Annotated in this window: 14 protein-coding genes and 1 riboswitch; of the genes, 8 read left to right on the top strand and 6 right to left on the bottom strand. The window is 62.4% G+C overall.

The genetic code is table 11. From position 1 onward, the window contains the following. Nucleotides 1-61: 61 nt before the first annotated feature. Both alr and CPter91_RS24180 read right to left on the bottom strand, forming a co-directional pair. The gene (gene alr / locus CPter91_RS24185) at nucleotides 62-1,168 is read right to left on the bottom strand and encodes an alanine racemase (protein ID WP_061945219.1); all 1,107 of its coding nucleotides are present in this window, start codon (nucleotides 1,166-1,168) and stop codon (nucleotides 62-64) included. A 62-nt stretch (nucleotides 1,169-1,230) separates the two neighbouring features. Further along, nucleotides 1,231-2,517: a D-amino acid dehydrogenase gene (locus CPter91_RS24180; protein WP_061945217.1), complete on the bottom strand. Its 1,287-nt coding sequence runs from the start codon at nucleotides 2,515-2,517 to the stop codon at nucleotides 1,231-1,233. Between the two features lie 215 nt (nucleotides 2,518-2,732). Between CPter91_RS24180 and CPter91_RS24175 the strand changes: the two genes are divergently transcribed. Continuing rightward, nucleotides 2,733-3,224, top strand: a complete 492-nt coding sequence (locus tag CPter91_RS24175) for an Lrp/AsnC ligand binding domain-containing protein (protein WP_061537484.1) — start codon at nucleotides 2,733-2,735, stop codon at nucleotides 3,222-3,224. A gap of 63 nt (nucleotides 3,225-3,287) precedes the next feature. On the opposite strand, the gene CPter91_RS24170 is transcribed toward CPter91_RS24175, so the two are convergent. Together CPter91_RS24170 and CPter91_RS24165 are read right to left on the bottom strand one after the other, a co-directional pair. Beyond that, the gene (locus tag CPter91_RS24170) at nucleotides 3,288-4,133 is read right to left on the bottom strand and encodes a pirin family protein (protein ID WP_061945214.1); all 846 of its coding nucleotides are present in this window, start codon (nucleotides 4,131-4,133) and stop codon (nucleotides 3,288-3,290) included. Between the two features lie 37 nt (nucleotides 4,134-4,170). After that, nucleotides 4,171-4,554: a DoxX family protein gene (locus CPter91_RS24165; protein WP_061945213.1), complete on the bottom strand. Its 384-nt coding sequence runs from the start codon at nucleotides 4,552-4,554 to the stop codon at nucleotides 4,171-4,173. A gap of 193 nt (nucleotides 4,555-4,747) precedes the next feature. Between CPter91_RS24165 and CPter91_RS24160 the strand changes: the two genes are divergently transcribed. Next, nucleotides 4,748-5,659, top strand: coding sequence for a LysR family transcriptional regulator (locus tag CPter91_RS24160; protein WP_061945211.1), 912 nt, complete (start codon nucleotides 4,748-4,750; stop codon nucleotides 5,657-5,659). A gap of 42 nt (nucleotides 5,660-5,701) precedes the next feature. Further along, a riboswitch (Fluoride riboswitch) is annotated at nucleotides 5,702-5,767 on the top strand. Nucleotides 5,768-5,852: 85 nt separating this feature from the next. Further along, nucleotides 5,853-7,118, top strand: coding sequence for a voltage-gated chloride channel family protein (locus CPter91_RS24155; RefSeq protein ID WP_061945209.1), 1,266 nt, complete (start codon nucleotides 5,853-5,855; stop codon nucleotides 7,116-7,118). A gap of 19 nt (nucleotides 7,119-7,137) precedes the next feature. Here CPter91_RS24155 and CPter91_RS24150 read toward each other — a convergent pair whose 3' ends face one another. Together CPter91_RS24150 and CPter91_RS24145 are read right to left on the bottom strand one after the other, a co-directional pair. Then, entirely contained in the window at nucleotides 7,138-8,388 is a 1,251-nt protein-coding gene (locus CPter91_RS24150; RefSeq protein ID WP_061945207.1) for an Hsp70 family protein, read from the bottom strand. 124 nt (nucleotides 8,389-8,512) lie between these two features. Further along, nucleotides 8,513-9,526: a DUF2804 domain-containing protein gene (locus CPter91_RS24145; RefSeq protein WP_061945205.1), complete on the bottom strand. Its 1,014-nt coding sequence runs from the start codon at nucleotides 9,524-9,526 to the stop codon at nucleotides 8,513-8,515. 328 nt (nucleotides 9,527-9,854) lie between these two features. On the opposite strand from CPter91_RS24145, the gene CPter91_RS24140 reads away from it, so the two are divergent. From CPter91_RS24140 to CPter91_RS24120, 5 genes are read left to right on the top strand one after another with little or no spacing between them, the layout of a single operon-like run. Further along, complete coding sequence (locus CPter91_RS24140; protein ID WP_061945203.1) at nucleotides 9,855-11,312, top strand: Wadjet anti-phage system protein JetA family protein; 1,458 nt, start codon at nucleotides 9,855-9,857, stop codon at nucleotides 11,310-11,312. Beyond that, nucleotides 11,299-12,021, top strand: coding sequence for a DUF4194 domain-containing protein (locus tag CPter91_RS24135; protein WP_061945201.1), 723 nt, complete (start codon nucleotides 11,299-11,301; stop codon nucleotides 12,019-12,021). Before CPter91_RS24140 ends, CPter91_RS24135 begins: the two co-directional genes overlap by 14 nt. Next, entirely contained in the window at nucleotides 12,018-15,644 is a 3,627-nt protein-coding gene (locus CPter91_RS24130; RefSeq protein WP_061945199.1) for an ATP-binding protein, read from the top strand. The genes CPter91_RS24135 and CPter91_RS24130 overlap by 4 nt, the downstream gene beginning before the upstream one ends. Before the next feature lie 56 nt (nucleotides 15,645-15,700). After that, nucleotides 15,701-16,540 (top strand): PhzF family phenazine biosynthesis protein, encoded by an 840-nt coding sequence (locus tag CPter91_RS24125; protein WP_061945197.1) that lies wholly within the window; start codon nucleotides 15,701-15,703, stop codon nucleotides 16,538-16,540. Nucleotides 16,541-16,563: 23 nt separating this feature from the next. Then, complete coding sequence (locus CPter91_RS24120; protein ID WP_061945195.1) at nucleotides 16,564-17,178, top strand: transglutaminase-like domain-containing protein; 615 nt, start codon at nucleotides 16,564-16,566, stop codon at nucleotides 17,176-17,178. The last annotated feature ends 48 nt before the right edge of the window (nucleotides 17,179-17,226 follow it).

The following is a 17,226-nucleotide window of genomic DNA, read 5'->3' as shown; positions in this document are numbered from 1 at the left end:
TGGCGCCGCGACAGGGAAAACGCAGGGCGGGCAGGCGTTTGCGCCCACCCTGCAGGAAGTGCTAGCCGCCTATATATTCGCGGTGATAGCGGCGCCCGAGGTCGGTCAGGATTTCATAGCCGATGCTGCCGGCCAGCCGCGCGACGTCGTCCAGCGGCCGCTGCGGGCCGATCAGTTCCACCGTCGCGCCAGCCTGCACGCGCTCGGCGGCGATGCCGGTGACATCGATGGTGATCGAATCCATCGAGACCGTGCCGACCATAGGCGCCGGCTGGCCGTCGATGAAGGCGATGCCGCGGTTGCTCATGCTGCGCAGCCAGCCGTCGGCATAGCCGACGCCGACGGTGGCGATCTGCCGTTCTTCGCTGGCGCTATAGCTGATGCCGTAGCCGACATGGTCGCCGCGCTGGATCGTGCGGCTCTGGATGATGCGGCCATGCAGCGCGACCACCGGCTGCAAGGGATTGGCGGCGCCGGCCACCGGCGCAATGCCGAACAGCGCCGCGCCCGGACGCACCAGGTCGAACTGGTAATCGGGACCGAGAAAGATGCCGGATGAATTGGCCAGGCTGGCGGCGACCTGCGGCAGGCGCTGGCGCCAAGCAAGGAAGCGGGCCAGCTGGCTGGCGTTCATCGGATGGCCCTGATGCTCGGCGCAGGCCAGGTGGCTCATCAGGAACAGCGGCGGGATGCTTTCCATGAAGGCCGGATTGGCCAGCCAGGCTTCCGCTTCAGCCGCCGGCAAGCCCATGCGCGACATGCCGGTGTCGACCTGGAAAATGGCTGGCAACGGCCGCTGCAGGGTTTGCGCCAGCGCATGCCAGGCGGCGATCTGCTGCAGGCTGTTGAGCACCGGCGTCAGGCCGTGGGCGATCAGTTCGCGCTCGGTGCCTGGCGGCGCGCCATGCAGGACGAAGATGTCGGCGGTGGCCGGCAGGTGCGGACGCAGGGCGATGCCTTCATCCAGATGAGCAACGAAGAAGTGGCGACAGCCTTCCGCCGCCAGCGCCGGCCCCACCTTGTCGGCGCCGAGGCCGTAGGCATTGGCTTTGACCGCGGCGGCGCAGGCCGCCTTGCCAGCCTGTTGCCTGAGCAGGCGGTAATTGCCGCGGATGGCGTCCAGGTTAACCGTGAGGATGGCGCCGGCGTGTGCTGCTTGTGGGTTCATCGGGTCTCGCTCAAAATCGCTCAAAACAGGGTGGATCAGACTGCACGCCCGACTACGGCGTTTCAGGCATAGGCAGGATGCGTCGCTTGCTCGAAATTCTTGCTGTAGCGACTGACTGCCAGATCATCCGAAGCAATCGCCGGGCGCTTGCCGGAGATGAGGTCCGACAGCAGCTGCGCCGAGCCGCAAGACATGGTCCAGCCCAGCGTGCCGTGGCCGGTATTGAGGAACAGGTTGCGGATATGGGTGGCGCCGACGATCGGCGTGCCGTCCGGCGTCATCGGCCGCAAGCCGGTCCAGAAACTGGCTGCGGCGGTGTTGCCGGCGCCCGGGAACAGGTCGTTAACCACCATCTCCAGCGTGGCGCGGCGTTTCGGCTTGAGCGTTTTGTTGAAACCGACGATTTCGGCCATGCCGCCGACTCGGATGCGGTCGTCGAAACGGGTGATGGCGATCTTGTAGGTTTCGTCGAGGATGGTGGAGACCGGCGCCGCTTCAGCATCGACAATCGGCACGGTGATCGAATAGCCTTTCAGCGGATACACCGGAATGTCCACCAGCGAACCGAGGAAGCCAGTGGAATAGGCGCCCAGGGCCACCACATAGCTGTCGGCCTGCAGGTGCTCGGAGCCGCACTGGACGCCGGCGATTTCGCCGTTGGACAAGGTCAGGGCATCGATCTGCACGTTGTAGCGGAAACGCACGCCCAGCTCTTCGGCCATCTTCGCCAGCTTGGTGGTGAACATCTGGCAATCGCCGGTTTCATCGTTGGGCAGGCGCAGGGCGCCGCTGAGTTTGTGCTTGACCGCTTCCAGCGCCGGTTCGGCCTGCGCCAGCTGGTCCGGCGTCAGCAGCTCGAACGGTACCCCGGTTTCCTTCAAGACTTCGATATCCTTGGCGGCATCGTCCAGCTGTTGCTGGCTGCGGAACACCTGCATGGTGCCGAGCTGGCGGCCTTCGTAGGCGATGCCGGTATCGGCGCGCAAGACCTTGAAACAGTCGCGGCTGTATTCCGCCAGGCGCACCATGCGTTCTTTGTTGACAGCGTAGCGGGCCGAACTGCAGTTGCGCAGCATCTGCCACATCCAGCGCAGCTGAAACAGGGTGCCGTCGGGCGTGATGGAGAGCGGCGCATGTTCTTGCAGCATCCACTTCAAGGCTTTCAACGGGATACCGGGCGCTGCCCAAGGCGAGGCGTAGCCGGGCGAGATCTGGCCGGCGTTGGCGAAACTGGTTTCCTGCGCCGGACCCGGCAGGCGGTCGATCACCGTCACTTCATGGCCGGCGCGCGCCAGGTAATAAGCACTGGTGACGCCCACCACGCCGCTGCCGAGGATAAGTACACGCATCTTGAATCTCCCTAACGCCTGTCCTTATCATACTGCGCGCTGGAAATCCGGCACGTCGGGGATACGGAATGCGTAGTAATGAATTGTTTTTGATTTGCAGTAATAAGCGCTATGCTATTAGCAATTTCCTAGCATTTGTTACTGTATAAATCGACAAATTCAGGAAATAACACTAAAAATTCAAGCTAGACCGAAAATTACACTCCGGACCTGTCATGAGAATCTACAAGGAATCCAGCCGCGCCCTGGACAAGCTGGACCGCCACATCCTGCGCTTGCTGCAGCAGGACGGCCGCATGTCGATGAAGGACCTGGGCGAGCAGGTCGGGCTGTCGATCACGCCCTGCATCGAACGGGTCAAGCGCATGGAGCGCGACGGCGTCATCGACGGCTATTACGCGCGCATCAATCCGGCCGCGGTCGGCGCCAAGCTGCTGGTGTTTGTCGAGATTACGCTGAATCAGAAATCGGCCAACGCCTTCGAGCAATTCCGCCGCGAAGTGCTGCGCATTCCGGAAGTGCTGGAATGCCACCTGGTGTCCGGCGATTTCGATTACCTGATCAAGGCCCGGATCCGGGAAATGGCAGAATACCGCAAGCTGCTGGGCGACATGCTGCTGCAGCTGCCGGGGGCGGCGCAGTCGAAGAGCTATGTGGTGATGGAGGAAATCAAGGAGACGCTGGCGCTGTCGATGGAAGTAAAGTAGTAGATGCTCGGCCGGCAGCGCGCCAGACCTGCGGGCAAACTGCCGGCTTGCCCGCATCACCGTCTACATTTTGCCGTCGCGGAAATCCTGGATTGCTTGTTCCACTTGTTCGCGGGTGTTCATCACGAACGGCCCCCACTGCGCAATCGGCTCATTCAGCGGCCGCCCGGCGATCAGCAGGAAACGGCTGTTGCCTTCTGCCTGCAGGCTGACGCCGGCAGCATCGGCGGTGTTGCTCAGGATCGCCATGCGGCCGGCAGGCGCGTTGCGGCTGTCAGCGCCGATGCGCAGAGCGCCTTCGAACACGTACAGAAAGGCGTTGTGGCCGGCCGGGATAGGCAGATCCAGCTGCTGGCCCGCTTCCAGCTGTACGTCCAGATACAGCGGCTCGGTATGCGGCCGTTGCACGGCGCCGACGGTGCCGAACGCCTCGCCGGCAATCACCTTGATCTTGACGCCAGGCTGCGGCGATACCTGCGGAATCTGCTCAGCCTGGAGGTCGCGATAGCTGGGCGTGATCATCTTGTCGCCCGAAGCCAGGTTGAGCCATAGCTGGAAGCCGCTCATCAGGCCGTCTTCCTGTTCCGGCAGTTCCGAATGCACCAGTCCGCTGCCGGCGGTCATCCACTGTACGCCGCCGGGCTGCAGCAAACCTTCGTTGCCGGCGTTGTCGCGATGGCGCATACGGCCGGCCAGCATGTAGGTGACGGTTTCAAAGCCGCGGTGCGGGTGGTCGGGAAAGCCGGCCAGGTAGTCTTCCGGCTTGTCCGAGTGAAAATTGTCCAGCATCAGGAACGGATCAAGCCGGCGCTGCAGATCATTGGTCAGGACCCGCACCAGGCTGACGCCTGCGCCATCCTGGGTATCGATGCCGGTGACCAGGCGTTCGAGTTGGCGATTGAATTTCATGGCTTGCTCCGTTCCTTGATGATTGATTGACGACTTACTATTTTGACTTGCCGTCATCCGTGGCGGCCAGCATCAGCAGCGCGCCGATGATCGAGATGTTTTTCAGGAAGTTGTTCAGCTGGTTTTGCACATTGGCCGGATCGGCTTCCCAGAAACGGTGTGCGGTCAGGGTGGCCGCTACCGTGAATAGCGCCACGACGATGGCGATCGGCCGCACGTTCCAGCCGCTCATGATGGCCAGGCCGCCGCCGAATTCGACCACGATGGTGGCAGCGACGGCGAAGGTCGCCAGCGGTACGCCGAGGCTGGTCATGTAGCCGACCACGCCGGAAAAGGCGGTGATCTTCAGGATGCCGGAGATGAAAAACAGCGAGCCCAGCAGGACGCGGCCGATGCGGTACAGGGTTGGCGAAGTTTGCATGATGTGTCCAATCTATAAGTAGATGTAAAACTGCGTTGTAGGTAAAACCCGAAGTAAGTAAGCGTTGGCTGTCGCCACCGGATATCGGCTACTGATTGCAGCGAACGAGCTCATATTAATCCTCTTGAGTTCAGCAAGATATTGTTTATCTTGCGATAATCAATATCTGATTATTAGATAGTGTTGGAACGCCATGAATATCGAGAGGCTGTCGCTGGATCAATTGCGGGTATTCGCCCAGGTCGCCGACAGCGGCAGCTTCCTGGCGGCGGCGCGCGCCCTGGGACGGGCGCAGTCGGCGGTCAGTTATGCCATCGGCACGCTGGAAAACCAGCTTAGCGTGCCCTTGTTCGACCGCAGCAGTTACCGGCCGCAGCTAACCGCCGCCGGTATAGAACTGTTGCGCGATGCGCGCCAGGTGCTGGGCCAGGTCGACGCCATGCAGGCGCGCGCAGCGGCCTATGCGCAAGGACAGGAGCTGGAGATCACCTTGGCGTTCGACGTCTTTTTCCCGACTACGGCGCTGGTGGCCTTGCTGGCGGATTTCCGGCTTGCCTTTCCTGGCGTCACGGTGCGCCTGGAGATCGAGGCGCTGGGCGCCGTTGCCGAGCGCGTGATCGATGGCGAGGCGATGCTGGGCGTGCTCGGCACCTTGCCGATCGTGCCGCCGCATCTGCTGCATGTCAGCCTGCCGAGCGTGCTGCTGGTTGGGGTGGTGGCGCCGGCCCATGCGTTGGCGCAGATCCAGGGCCGCATTCCCGGTCGTGTGCTGGAACGCCAGGTACAGCTGGTGCTGAGCGACCGCAGCGCGCTGACCGCCAACCAGGATTTCTCGGTGCATTCCTCGCTGGCCTGGCGCATGAGCGATCTCGGCACCAAGCATGCCTTGCTGCGCGCCGGCATGGGCTGGGGCTATATGCCGCGGCATGTGGTCGCCGACGATCTTGCCAGCGGCCGGCTGGTGACGATCGTCACGGCGGAGCATCCGCCCGAGGGCGCCGCGTTGCCGATGCAATGCGTCTACCGGCCGGATCGCCAGGCCGGCCCGGCGCTGACCTGGTGGCTGGATGCGCTGGCCAGGCTGAGGACTTTCGATCCAGACTGAATCCAGGTTGCGCCGCCACGCGTGCTCCGGCACAATGGCGCTGCAGTAATGGGAGATGGCATGCCTCCTCGAACCGCTGCGCAAGCAGCTGATGATGCCTACAAAGTCCTGAACGGGATTTGTAGGCGCGCGTTTTCGGTTTACCTCGCCTTGCCGTTCGGGTTTGAGTTCTTCAAATCTTTTGTCCCTGACGATGAAAAAAAACAACTATCCCGAGCAGTTCCTGATGCTGCTGTATCTCGCGCGCTGGCTGATCCTGGCTTCCCTGGTGGGCGCACTGGCCGGCCTGGCTTCGGCGCTGCTGCTGCTGTCGCTGGAATGGGCTACCGATACCCGCAACGCCCATCGCTGGCTGCTGTGGCTGCTGCCGCTGGCCGGCTTTGCGGTGGGCCTGATCTATCACTTCCCCGGCAAGTCGGTCGAGGGCGGCAACAACCTGCTGATCGATGAAATCCACGACCCCAAGCGCATCGTGCCGAAACGCATGGCGCCGCTGATTTTCCTGGGCACGGTGATCACCCACCTGTTCGGTGGCTCCGCCGGCCGCGAGGGCACCGCGGTGCAGATGGGCGGCGCCCTGGCCGATGTGCTGACCCGCATCGGCCGCCTCGGACCGGAGGAACGGCGCATCCTGCTGATGGCTGGCATCAGCGCCGGCTTTGCCTCGGTGTTCGGGACGCCGCTGGCCGGCGCCATCTTCGGCCTGGAAGTGCTGGCCATCGGCCGCTTGCGCTACGACGCCATCCTGCCTTGCTTCATCGCCGCCATCATCAGCGACCAGATTCCGGCGTTGCTGGGCGTGCACCACACCCACTATGCGATTCCCTTCGTGCCGCATTTCGGCCTCGGCATCTTTTCCGCGACGCTGCTGGCGGGGATCGTGTTCGGCCTGGTCGGCATGCTGTTCGCGCAGGCAACCCATGGCTTGTCGCGCCTGTTCAAGCGTCTGATCAAGTTTGCACCCTTGCGGCCGTTTGCCGGCGGTGTTGCGGTGTTGTTGCTGGCCATGCTGCCGGCCACCGACAAGTATCTGGGGTTGGGGATTCCAACCATCGTCGAGGCGTTCGAGAAGCCGTTGCCGCTGCACGATTTCGGCGGCAAGATCCTGTTCACGGTGGTGACACTGGCGTCCGGCTTCAAGGGCGGCGAGGTGACGCCGTTGTTCTATATCGGCGCCACGCTGGGCAATGCGCTGGCGCAGATCTTGTCCATGCCGATTCCAGTGCTGGCTGGGCTGGGGTTTGTGGCGGTGTTTGCGGGAGCGGCCAATACGCCGATTGCCTCGACCGTCATGGCGATGGAACTATTCGGGCCGGAAATCGGCATGCTGGCGGGGATCGCCTGCGTGGTTAGCTATCTGTTTTCCGGCCACAGCGGGATTTATCATGCGCAGCGCATAGGCCAGACAAAACGCCATGCGCCGGAGGAGCAGCGCCAACCGGATCAAGGAGCCGGCTAGCGGCGGGTGCAGCGGCTGCCTAGCCGAACTTGCGCACCGCATCCAGCGCCAGGCCGGCGCCGATGCTGCCGAACAGGTCGCCTTCGACGGCTTTTGCCGACGGCACCAGGGCCGCGATCTTGTGGCGCAGCAGTTGTACGCCGCTGGAGCCGCCAGTGAAAAACACGGTATCGACCTGGGCCGGCGTCACGCCGGCATCGCGCAGCAGTTTGGTGACGGTATCTTCGACGCTGCCCACCAGGTGGCCGATGCTGGCATTGAACTGTTCGCGCGTCAGGTTCAGAGCCTGGCCGGGAGCGATGCGGTCCAGGCTCATCTGCACCGTTTCGGCATCCGACAGGCCGATCTTGCCCTGTTCCACCTGTAATGCCAGCCAGTGGCCGGCGCGCTGTTCGACCAGGTCTAGCAGGCGGCCGAACTTCTCTCGCTCGACGGTTTCGCGGTGCACGTCTTTCAGCTGCAGCCAGGCCTTGCGGGTGTAGATCTGGTTGATGGTGTGCCAGGTCGCCAGGTTGAAGTAATAGCTGGACGGCACTTCGCTATTGTTTTGCAGGCGACTGCCCAGTCCCAGCATCGGCATCACGCTTGACAGGCTCAGGTATTTATCGAAATCGGTGCCGCCGATATGGACGCCGCCGGTGGCCAGGATATCGTCGCGCCGTTCGCTGTTGGCGGCGCGCTGCGGCGACAGGCGGACCAGTGAAAAGTCCGAGGTGCCGCCGCCGATGTCGGCGATCAGCACCAGTTCTTCGCGTTCGATGGTGGATTCATAGTCGAAGGCGGCAGCGATCGGCTCGTACTGGAAAGCGATGTGCTGGAAGCCGACCGAGCGGGCGATTTCCGCCAGCGTGTCTTGGGCGCGCTGGTCCGCGGTCGGATTGTCGTCGACAAAAAATACCGGCCGGCCCAGCACCACGCTCTGGAATTCCTTGCCGGCTGCGCTTTCGGCGCGCTGCTTGAGTTCAGCGATGAAATGGGTCAGCAGGGCGCGGAACGGCAGCGCGCGGCCGCCGACTTCGGTCTGGGCATCGATCAGGCTGGAGCCGAGCAGGCTCTTGAGAGAGCGCATCAGGCGCCCTTCGTAACCGGTCAGGTAGGCGCCTAGCGCGGCGCGGCCGAAGCTGAAGGCGTCGTCTTCCGCATTGAAGAAAACCACCGAAGGCAGGGTGACCTTGCCGTCTTCCAGCGGCAGCAAGGCCTTGTGTCCGGGCCGGCTCCAGCCGACCGTGGAATTAGACGTGCCGAAATCCACACCACAAGCATTTGACATCGCCGTACCTCGTACACAAAATTGGCCGGCAATGGTATACCAAACATATGGGCTGCGCAGCGGAAATGCCGCAGGTGTTGGAAATTTGCAAATCGTCCGGGATTTAAGTTGGCTGGCGGAAATATTACCAGCGCGAGAAGTGCTCCTCGGTCACGCCCACCAGGTGCTCCACCGCGCGCGGCGGCGCATTGCGCTCCGGCTTGACCCAGCCGCTGAAGCTGCCGATCGGCTGGATATAGCGGGTGGCGGCGATCAGCAGGTTCTTGTTTTCGCGGCGCGCGCCGTCCGGCATGAATTGCAGGTCGAGCAAGCCGTCGTCGGTATAGATATGCCAAGGCGCCAGCGGCGTCGCCGGATCGTATTCGAAGCGCACGTGGCCAAGTGCATGCAACTGGCCGTCCAGCCACAGCACGTTTTCCTGCTTGCCGAAATAGCCTGCCTGCAGGTTGAAGCCGATGTCCAGGCCATGGGCCGAGGCCCAGCGCCATTCGGTATCGCGCGCCAGCAAGCCGTTGGAATAGTCGAAGCTGGCGACACCGTCCTGCAGATCGAAACGCTGTCCGCCCACCAGCACTTCGCCGCTGAGCGGCATGCCGGGCGATTTCTGGGTTGCATGCACCGAGCCGTTGACGATCGGGCCGACCGCCAGCAGCAGCGGCGCGGCGCGGATGTCGTCGAACTCGGCTTCGATGCTGAATTGCGCGCTATGCAGGCTGAGCCGATACTTGCCGCTTTGAGCGTCGACTGGCGGCTGGTAGCTGATGCGGTGGCCGAAGCAGCTGAAGCTGCTGGCGCCGTCAGGCCGGTCGCTGACCTGGGCGCTCAGGCCGGGTATGCCGTCCTGCGAAAAGCCGGCGATCTGCTTGCCTTGCTGGCGGTCGAAGACGTAGGCGAAGGCGGTATTGGTCCAGCCGACGTCGACAATCGCAATGCCGCACAGCAGCCGTGGCGTCGACAGCGCCACGTATTGCCAGCGTTTGTGGTGGAAACGCCGCCACAGGCTGTTGCGGGCAAAGGGCGCGGCCAGGGTCGACCAGTCGATGGCGCCGGTGCGGCCGGCATAGCGGCCCATGCGCGGCTGGCCGGCATCGTCGATGACGTTGGCGGGGGCGGCGGGCAGGTTTTGCTTGGGTATCATTGGACTTGCGCCAAGGCTGGCGCCAGAGTGCCGGTCCCTATGGCAAGAGATTGAGGACAGGCGTGGCCCGGCTTGGGCTGAATGGCATTTTTGTGGCGGCGGCTCATTGGCATGGGTGTCTCCTGATGGCTATTCTGGCAATGTCTATTGCATTGTGGAAATGGATGTTACGGATAGCCTCGCCTCCTGTCTACTGTCTAAGCTACCTGCTGGCAGACCGGAGCCCTTACAATGACGAGTTACGCAAATTGGCGGCCGGGTTGTTTAAAGCGGTCAGCACCAATATCGCGATATATTCGTTTTTTTGCAACTTTTGCAGGCAATCCGATTGTTTTTTGAACCAGACCGATTAAATTTCTTCAGGCCCCTGGCCGGCAAGCACCGCGGCGTGGTGGTGGCCTGCGTCCGTGCGCTCTATGAACGGCTGCACGGGCCGAGCGCCGATTACGGTCAGAACCTGACGCGCGACGGCTTGCGCGACTTGCTGCTGCCGGTGGTGCAGCAAGCTTTGCAGGAAGCACGCCAACTGCTGCCGCAGCAGGACGAGGCCGGCGTCGAGCTGGCCGATGATGATCTGATCCCGGCCGGCGCCGACGACCAGCAGAGCAGCAGCGCGCTGCTGCGTACCTTGCTGCGCGACGGCTGGCTGGAAACCTTCGGCGACCGCGCCGGCCTGGTCACCGCCTATCGTTTCAGCCGCGCCGGCAAGCTGTTTGCCGAAGCTTTCTGGGCGATCGAGCGGCGCAGCGCCCGCACCCGCCAGCGCAATGTGCGCAGCTGCCGCAATGCGCTCAACGCCGCACTGCGCAATGTCGACGCTTACGATCTGATCGACGCTTATGACTATGCCGAGAAAGTCATCAGCGATTTATCCGAGGGCGTCGATTATTTCCAGGAGCTGGTGCGGCGCCTGATGCTGGAAGCATCGCAGACGCCATGGGACGGCTTCATGGAATTCCTCGACCGTTTCGAGAAAGAATTCAAGAAGCAGCTCACCGCCGACAGCATCGAGCGCCACCGCCAGGCCATCCGCGATCTCATCGCGCGCCTGCACAGCCTGGAGCACGACAAGGCGCAGGCGCTGGAAGACCAGCTCAACGATATCGCGCGCTGGGCCAGCCAGGAGCGGCAGGGACCGTCGACGCTGGACTGGATGCTGGATCGCATCGAAGAAATGGTGGAGGCTGCCTGCACCACCAAGCATCCGGAGCTGATCAAGGCGATGAGCGTCTACATGCAGCGCGCCGCCAGCATTGTGCAGCAAGCCCTGATGCTGCGCGGCGGCCACACGCGCCAAGCCTATAGCGTGGCGATCAGCAAGACCGCCAAGCTGAGCGGCGCTGGCAATGCTCAGGATGCTTTTCTGGAACGGCTGGGCGCGGCAATCGCGCCGGCGGAAATCCGCTTGCTGGACCCGGCGTCCTTCAAACTGCGCAGCGCTTCGCAGCGGCGCAAGGCGCTGACCGTGACCGCGCAGCCCAAGGTCACGCGCGATGCCCGTCTGGCGGCTGCGATGTACCGCGCCGAAGCCGATGCCTTCGCTCTCTCCAACGACGACATCGTGCACCGCATCCGCGCCGAGCTGCGCCTGCGCGACCGCCCGATCCGTTTGTCGAACTTGCCGGTGGCGACCACCACCGACGTCCTCAACAACATGCAGATAGTGGAAGCCGTGCGCGGTGCGCGCGATGAACGGCTGACCGTGCAGAAATTGCCGAGCAAGCTCTGGAACGAGTTTTATGCCGGCGACGATTACCAGATCGAGATGAAACATGACCCTGATTGAAGCATTGCACGAGCAGCTGGCGCTGCACAACCTGGCGCTGGAACGTTTCCGCGAGATCGTCAGCCGGCTGTTTGCCGCCGGCATCGTGATGCGCGAAGAAGACGGCGTCGAACAGCGTCTGTACGACGATGCGCGCCGTATCGAAGCCTGTCTGCACGACTATTTCCAGCTGGCCGGTTTCCGTCTTGAGCACAATCTGAAAGGCGAATTCTTCCGCCTGTATGCGCCCGGCGCCGAAGTACCTGGCATGCCGGAAGACGGACTGGAGCCGGTGCCGGGCCTGCGCGCCAGGCTGTCACCGGATTTCGTCGCCGCCGCCCTGGCACTGCGCTTCCAGTATCAGCAAGGCTTGTCGGAAGGCGGCAACCGCCTCACCGATTCCGGCGAGGTGCTGACCCGCTTTGAAGAACTGTCGGCGACCCTGCAGACGCAATTGAAGCGAGCGCTGCCGCCCACCAATATCGAACGCCAGCGTTTGCTCAACGACCTCAAGCGTCATCGTCTGATCCGGCTGGCCGCCAACTTCTCCATGGACGACGAGGATGCGCTGCTGGCGATCCGCCCGACTATCCTCGGCATCATCAGCGACGACATGCTGGAAGCGGCACTGGAAACCGATCCGCTGCCGGCCGCTGAAAGCGCCGATGAAGATGTGGCCAGCCCGCAAGCGCTGCTGAAAGAAGAAAGCATTGAAGGAAACATCGAATGAAGCTGGACAAACTGATCCTGGTGAACTGGGGCGCGCTGCGCTCGCAGGAATACCCGATGGGCAACATGACCTTGCTGACCGGTCCCACCGGTTCCGGTAAATCGACCATGCTGGACGCCCTGCAAACCGTGATGACGGCGGTCTACCAGAATATCTTTAGCTATAACCCGGGGCAAGACGAGACCACCCAGGGCGCGCGCAACGGCAAGACCAAGCGCAGTCTGTGGTCCTACGTGGTCGGCGCCGAGGATAATCTGTTCGCTCGCCCCAACGGCGCGCACGGCTATGTCGCCGCGGTGTTCAAGCCAAGCGAGGGCGAGGAGGGGCGCGAGTTCACCGCGCTGGTGGCCGCCTCGGCGCGCGTCGACGGCGCCGGCGAGCGGCGCCAGGCGGTCTCGGAACGGCTGGCGCTGCTGATCATCGATGGCGTCGCCCTGCAGCTGGGCGATCTGACCTCAACCGAAATCGATGGCGGCATGGCGGTGGTGGCGGTGGAAAAAATCGAACGCCATCTGTCAGGAAAATACCACGGCGTCACCAATTTCCGCGACAGCAAGCGCGAGTATCTGTGCCAGCTGTACGGCCGTTTTCGCGGCCAGAAAACCGTCTCCTTTGCCGAAGCCGAAAGCGCGGCGCGCGCCTGGAGCCAGTCGATCGCGCACAAGCCTATCGGCAGTGTCGACGACCTGGTCAAGCACCAGATCCTGGAGCTCGACACCACCCAGCTGGGGCAGCGCATCGGTCAGATCAGCAAACTGATGCGCCAGGTGAACGAGTTGCGCAAAGAGGGCGAACGGCTGAGCGACAACGTCAAGCGCCTGGAGCTGCTGGGCAAGGCTGTCGGCGATACCGCGCGTGCGCACCAGGCCGCCAGCCAGTCGCAGCTGCTGGTGTCGTCGCTGGCCTTACGCGAAGACCAGCGCCAGCTGGAAGCAGCAACGTCTGCGATTGAGGGTTTGCAGGCGCTTATCGACGACGAAACCGAGAGCGCCGACAAGCTGGAACAGGACCGCAACGCCAAGAACCGCAGCCTGACGCAGATCCATGCGCAGATGATGGGAATTCCCGCCGCCGAGCAAAAGACCCGGATCCAGAACCAGATCGAACAATGCGACGGCAAGATCAAGGCGGTCTTCAACTCGCTGCTGCATAACGCGCAGACGGCGCAGCAGCTGGATAGCTCTGCACGCAACGTCGCCGGCATGCAGATCCCGCCGGAGCAAAAGGAAATTGCCGATGCCGCCCGCCAGGTGGTGCTGGCGCTGGCCGCCGCCGGCACGCTGGAGATTGCCAGCCATCTGCGCAGCATCGGCGAACTGGCCAAGGCCGAGCAGGTCGACGTGCTGAAATCCCTGATGCTGGTCAACGATTTTGAAGGCGTCGACGCCGCGCTGGTGAAATTGCACAGTGCGCTGGCCGGCACCGAAAAAAGCTTTGTCTCTGCCTTGCACACGCAGATCGCGCAACTGCGCGCCGGCGAGCACGAAGCCTTGCGCCGCGAAAAGGACGCAGCTTCGCGCAAAGCCAACCTGGCCGAAGGCGGCGCCGATTATCCTGCGCATATCCGCCATGCGCTGAAGGAATTCCGCTCCGAACTCGGCGCCGCCCGCGCCCAAGTGCTGTGCGACCTGGTCGAACCGGCTTCAGCCGAATGGCAGGCGGCGATTGAAGGCTATCTCGGCGGCGCCCGTTTCAATCTGGTGGTAGACCAAGCCTGGGAAGGCAAGGCGATCGACTTCGTGCGCCAGAAAAAGCTGCGCGCCAATGTGATCCAGGGCAGCTTCTGCCTGAAGAACCTGAAAATCGAAAGAACGCCGAGCGATTCGATCATCCACGAACTCAGCACCGAGCACCCGATCGCCCATGCCTATCTGCACGACCAGTTCGGCCAGGTGGTCAAGGTGGCCGATACCGAAGCGCTGCGCCACACCTCGCGCGGTCTGACCAAGGACGGCAAGGGCAGCGGCTCGCGCACCATGTTCACGACCGACACCGACATGCTGGTGTTCGGCCAGGAAGCCAAGCGTCTCGCCAAGCAGCGCGCGGAGCAGGAACATGCGCAGGCCGAGCAGGAATTGACGCAGATCCGCGTCCAGCTGCGCGAACTGCAGGGCGCGCTGGCGCTGATGGGTCAGTTGCAATGCCCTTCGTTCGCTGCCATCGATGAGCTGGAAAACCTGGTGCGACAGCTGGATGCAGCGCGCCAGGACCTGAGCCGGCTCGACCTGACCCAGGTCAGCAAGCTGGAAGACGAAGCGCAGGCGCTCGGTCTCGAAATCGCTGCGCTGGAAGCGCGCAAGACGGCCTGCAGCAAGAATATCGGCGGCCACGAAAAAGCCATCCAGGGCCACCAGGCGGCGATGACGCGCCTGAATTTCGGCCTGGGCGGTAAGCAGGCAAGGGTCGACGCCGACAGCGAGCGCCTGCGCCAGCTGTGCGTCGTCAACGGCAGCCTGTCCTTTACCGCCGTCAGCGATGAAGTGGCTGGCTGGGTCAGCGACGGCAGCTATTCGCAGACGCAGGCAGCGAACAATGTCGGCAAGCAGACCGCGCTTAGCTGGCAGCTGTACGGCGACGCCCGCAACGCGCTGGGCGAATACCACGCCCATGCCCGCATCGACGAGCGCTTTGAAATCGTTCAGGGCGAAGATCTGCGCGACGGCGACTTCACGCCGCTGTACGCCATGATGGTGACCCTGCAGGAACGCACCCGCGCCCAGCTGACGCGGCATAAAGACATCGGCCTGATCAAGAACCTGGAACAGCTGCGCACGGCCGAATCCTCGTTCAACGATGTCTTCACAAAGCAGTTCTGCTACGAGATCCGGAATGCGGTCGATACCGGTGTGCGGACCTTGAAAACGCTGAATACCGAACTCGATAAACTCAAGTTCGGCACCGACAAATTCCGCATCGACTGGTCGGAATGGATTCCCGAATTCAAGGCTTACTACGATTTCTTCTGCGCCACCTCGGAAATGGCCGACACTCAGGAAGCCAGCAGCAGCCTGTTCGCCGATCCTGCCTTGAGCGCCGAGAATTGCCTGGTGCGCGACCGCCTGGTGCAATTGCTGCTGTCGGACGATGAAGACAAGGCGGTCAAGGAATTGCAGCGGGTTGCAGACTACCGCAACTACCGCCGCTATGAAATCTACAAGGAATCCGATACCGGTTCGCACGTGCGCTTGTCCGAGTGGGGTACCGGCTCCGGCGGCCAGCTGGAAACGCCTGCCTACATCATCCACGCCGCTGTCGTAACCAACCGCCTCAAGCGCTTCGAGAAAGGCAACAGCCTGCACCTGCTGGTCAACGACGAATCGTTTGCCAAGATGGATGAAGGGCGCGCACGCGACGTCTTGAAATTCCTGCGCGACAATCTCGGCATGCAGCTGATCTGCGCCATGCCGACCAAGCACGCCGGCGCCATCAAACCGGAATTCTCACGCGAATGGAGTTTCAGCCGCACCGTCGCCGACGGCAACGGCGAAGTCGGCTTCGTCTCCGAGTCGGACGAGCGCGAACTGCGCTCGGACAAGCTGCGCGAACTGTGGGAATTGCGGCGCGCCCAGGTGCGCGAGCAGGCGCAGATGAATTTTGAAGCTGCGGAGCAGGCAACGGTATAAGCGATTTTTTTTCCGCGGCTTGATGTACGATAAGATTTTTGTGAAATCGGGCGAACATGACAACGAAGATTCTCAAACTTGCGGCATTCTCGGACGGTGTTCATGGCGGTAATCCCGCCGGCGTCTGGATAGATCAAGTCTTGCCGGAGGCTGCGGCGATGCAAACCATTGCCGCCGAAGTCGGATTCTCGGAAACGGTGTTTGCCGCACCGGACGGTGACGGCTGGCGCGTGCGTTATTTTTCACCTGAATCGGAAGTGCCGTTTTGCGGCCATGCGACGATTGCCCTGGGCGCCGCGCTCGCTTTGGCCCACGGCGACGGCTTGTTTCATCTTGCCTTGAACAATGCACGCATTACCGTTGCAGGCCGGCGCCAAGGCGAGCTGGTCGCAGCGGCATTGCAATCGCCGCCAACATACAGCGAAACCATCGATCCATCGTTGTTGCAGAAAACGCTGGCACTGTTCGGTTATACCCAGGATGACTTGAACCCGGAAATTCCCCCTGCTCTTGCACATGGTGGCGCGAAGCATGTGGTGCTGGCCTTGAATGGTAGAGATAAGCTGCGCGCCATGCGTTATGAACTTGATCAAGGCAGGCGCCTGATGAACGATGCCGGCCTGGCAACCCTTGCCTTGGTGTTTGCGGAAACCCCTCAGCTATTCCATGCCCGCAACCCGTTTGCATCCGGTGGCGTCTACGAAGATCCTGCGACCGGTGCGGCGGCAGCTGCGCTGGCCGGTTATTTGCGTGACTTTGGATGGCCACATGGCGGCGCGATCGACATTGTCCAGGGAGAGGACATGGGATGCCGTTCCCGTCTGCGCGCAGAGATATCACCCATTGCCGGGAGCTCCATTCGCGTTTCTGGCACCGCCAGGATCATGGAAGCGTAATCGTTCATATAGAAAGAATTCCCTTGCTTTCTCCTGCCTCGAATCAAAATCCGTATCTTGCCGTCAGCACCCACATCGACGGCGACCACCCACAGGTAGCCGCCCAGGCAGCAGTGCTGGCGGCCGGCTGCGCCAGCGAAGAGGAGGTGGTCAAAGCCTGCTTCGAGTTCGTCCGCGACGCCATCCAGCACAGCTGGGATTTCAAGCGCGATCCTGTCACTTGCCGCGCATCCGATGTGCTGATTCATGGAACGGGTTATTGCTATGCCAAGAGCCATTTGCTGGCGGCGCTGTTGCGCTGCAATGGCATTCCAACCGGCTTGTGCTACCAGCGCCTGTCGGTGGGTATGGAAGGACCGCCGTTTTACCTGCACGGATTGAACGCGGTCTACCTGAAGAACCATGGCTGGTATCGCATCGATGCGCGCGGCAACAAGCCGGGTGTGGATGCGCAGTTCACGCCGCCGCTGGAACGGCTGGCGTTTCCGGTGCTGGCGGAACAGGAAAGGGATTTGCCGGAAATCTGGGCGGAACCCTTGCCACAGGTGGTGCATGCATTATTGGCGTATTCTTCTGTGCGGGAAGTCGCTGAAAACCTTCCCGACATTGAATTGATCTCAGCTCATCCGCTGAATTGATCCGCGGATTTATTCGACCAACTGATTCTTCGGCCTTTGGAGTTAAGC

It is taken from the genome of Collimonas pratensis, from assembly GCF_001584185.1.
In the GTDB taxonomy this organism is placed as follows: domain Bacteria; phylum Pseudomonadota; class Gammaproteobacteria; order Burkholderiales; family Burkholderiaceae_D; genus Collimonas; species Collimonas pratensis.
This window is presented reverse-complemented; position numbering and strand designations above follow the sequence as displayed.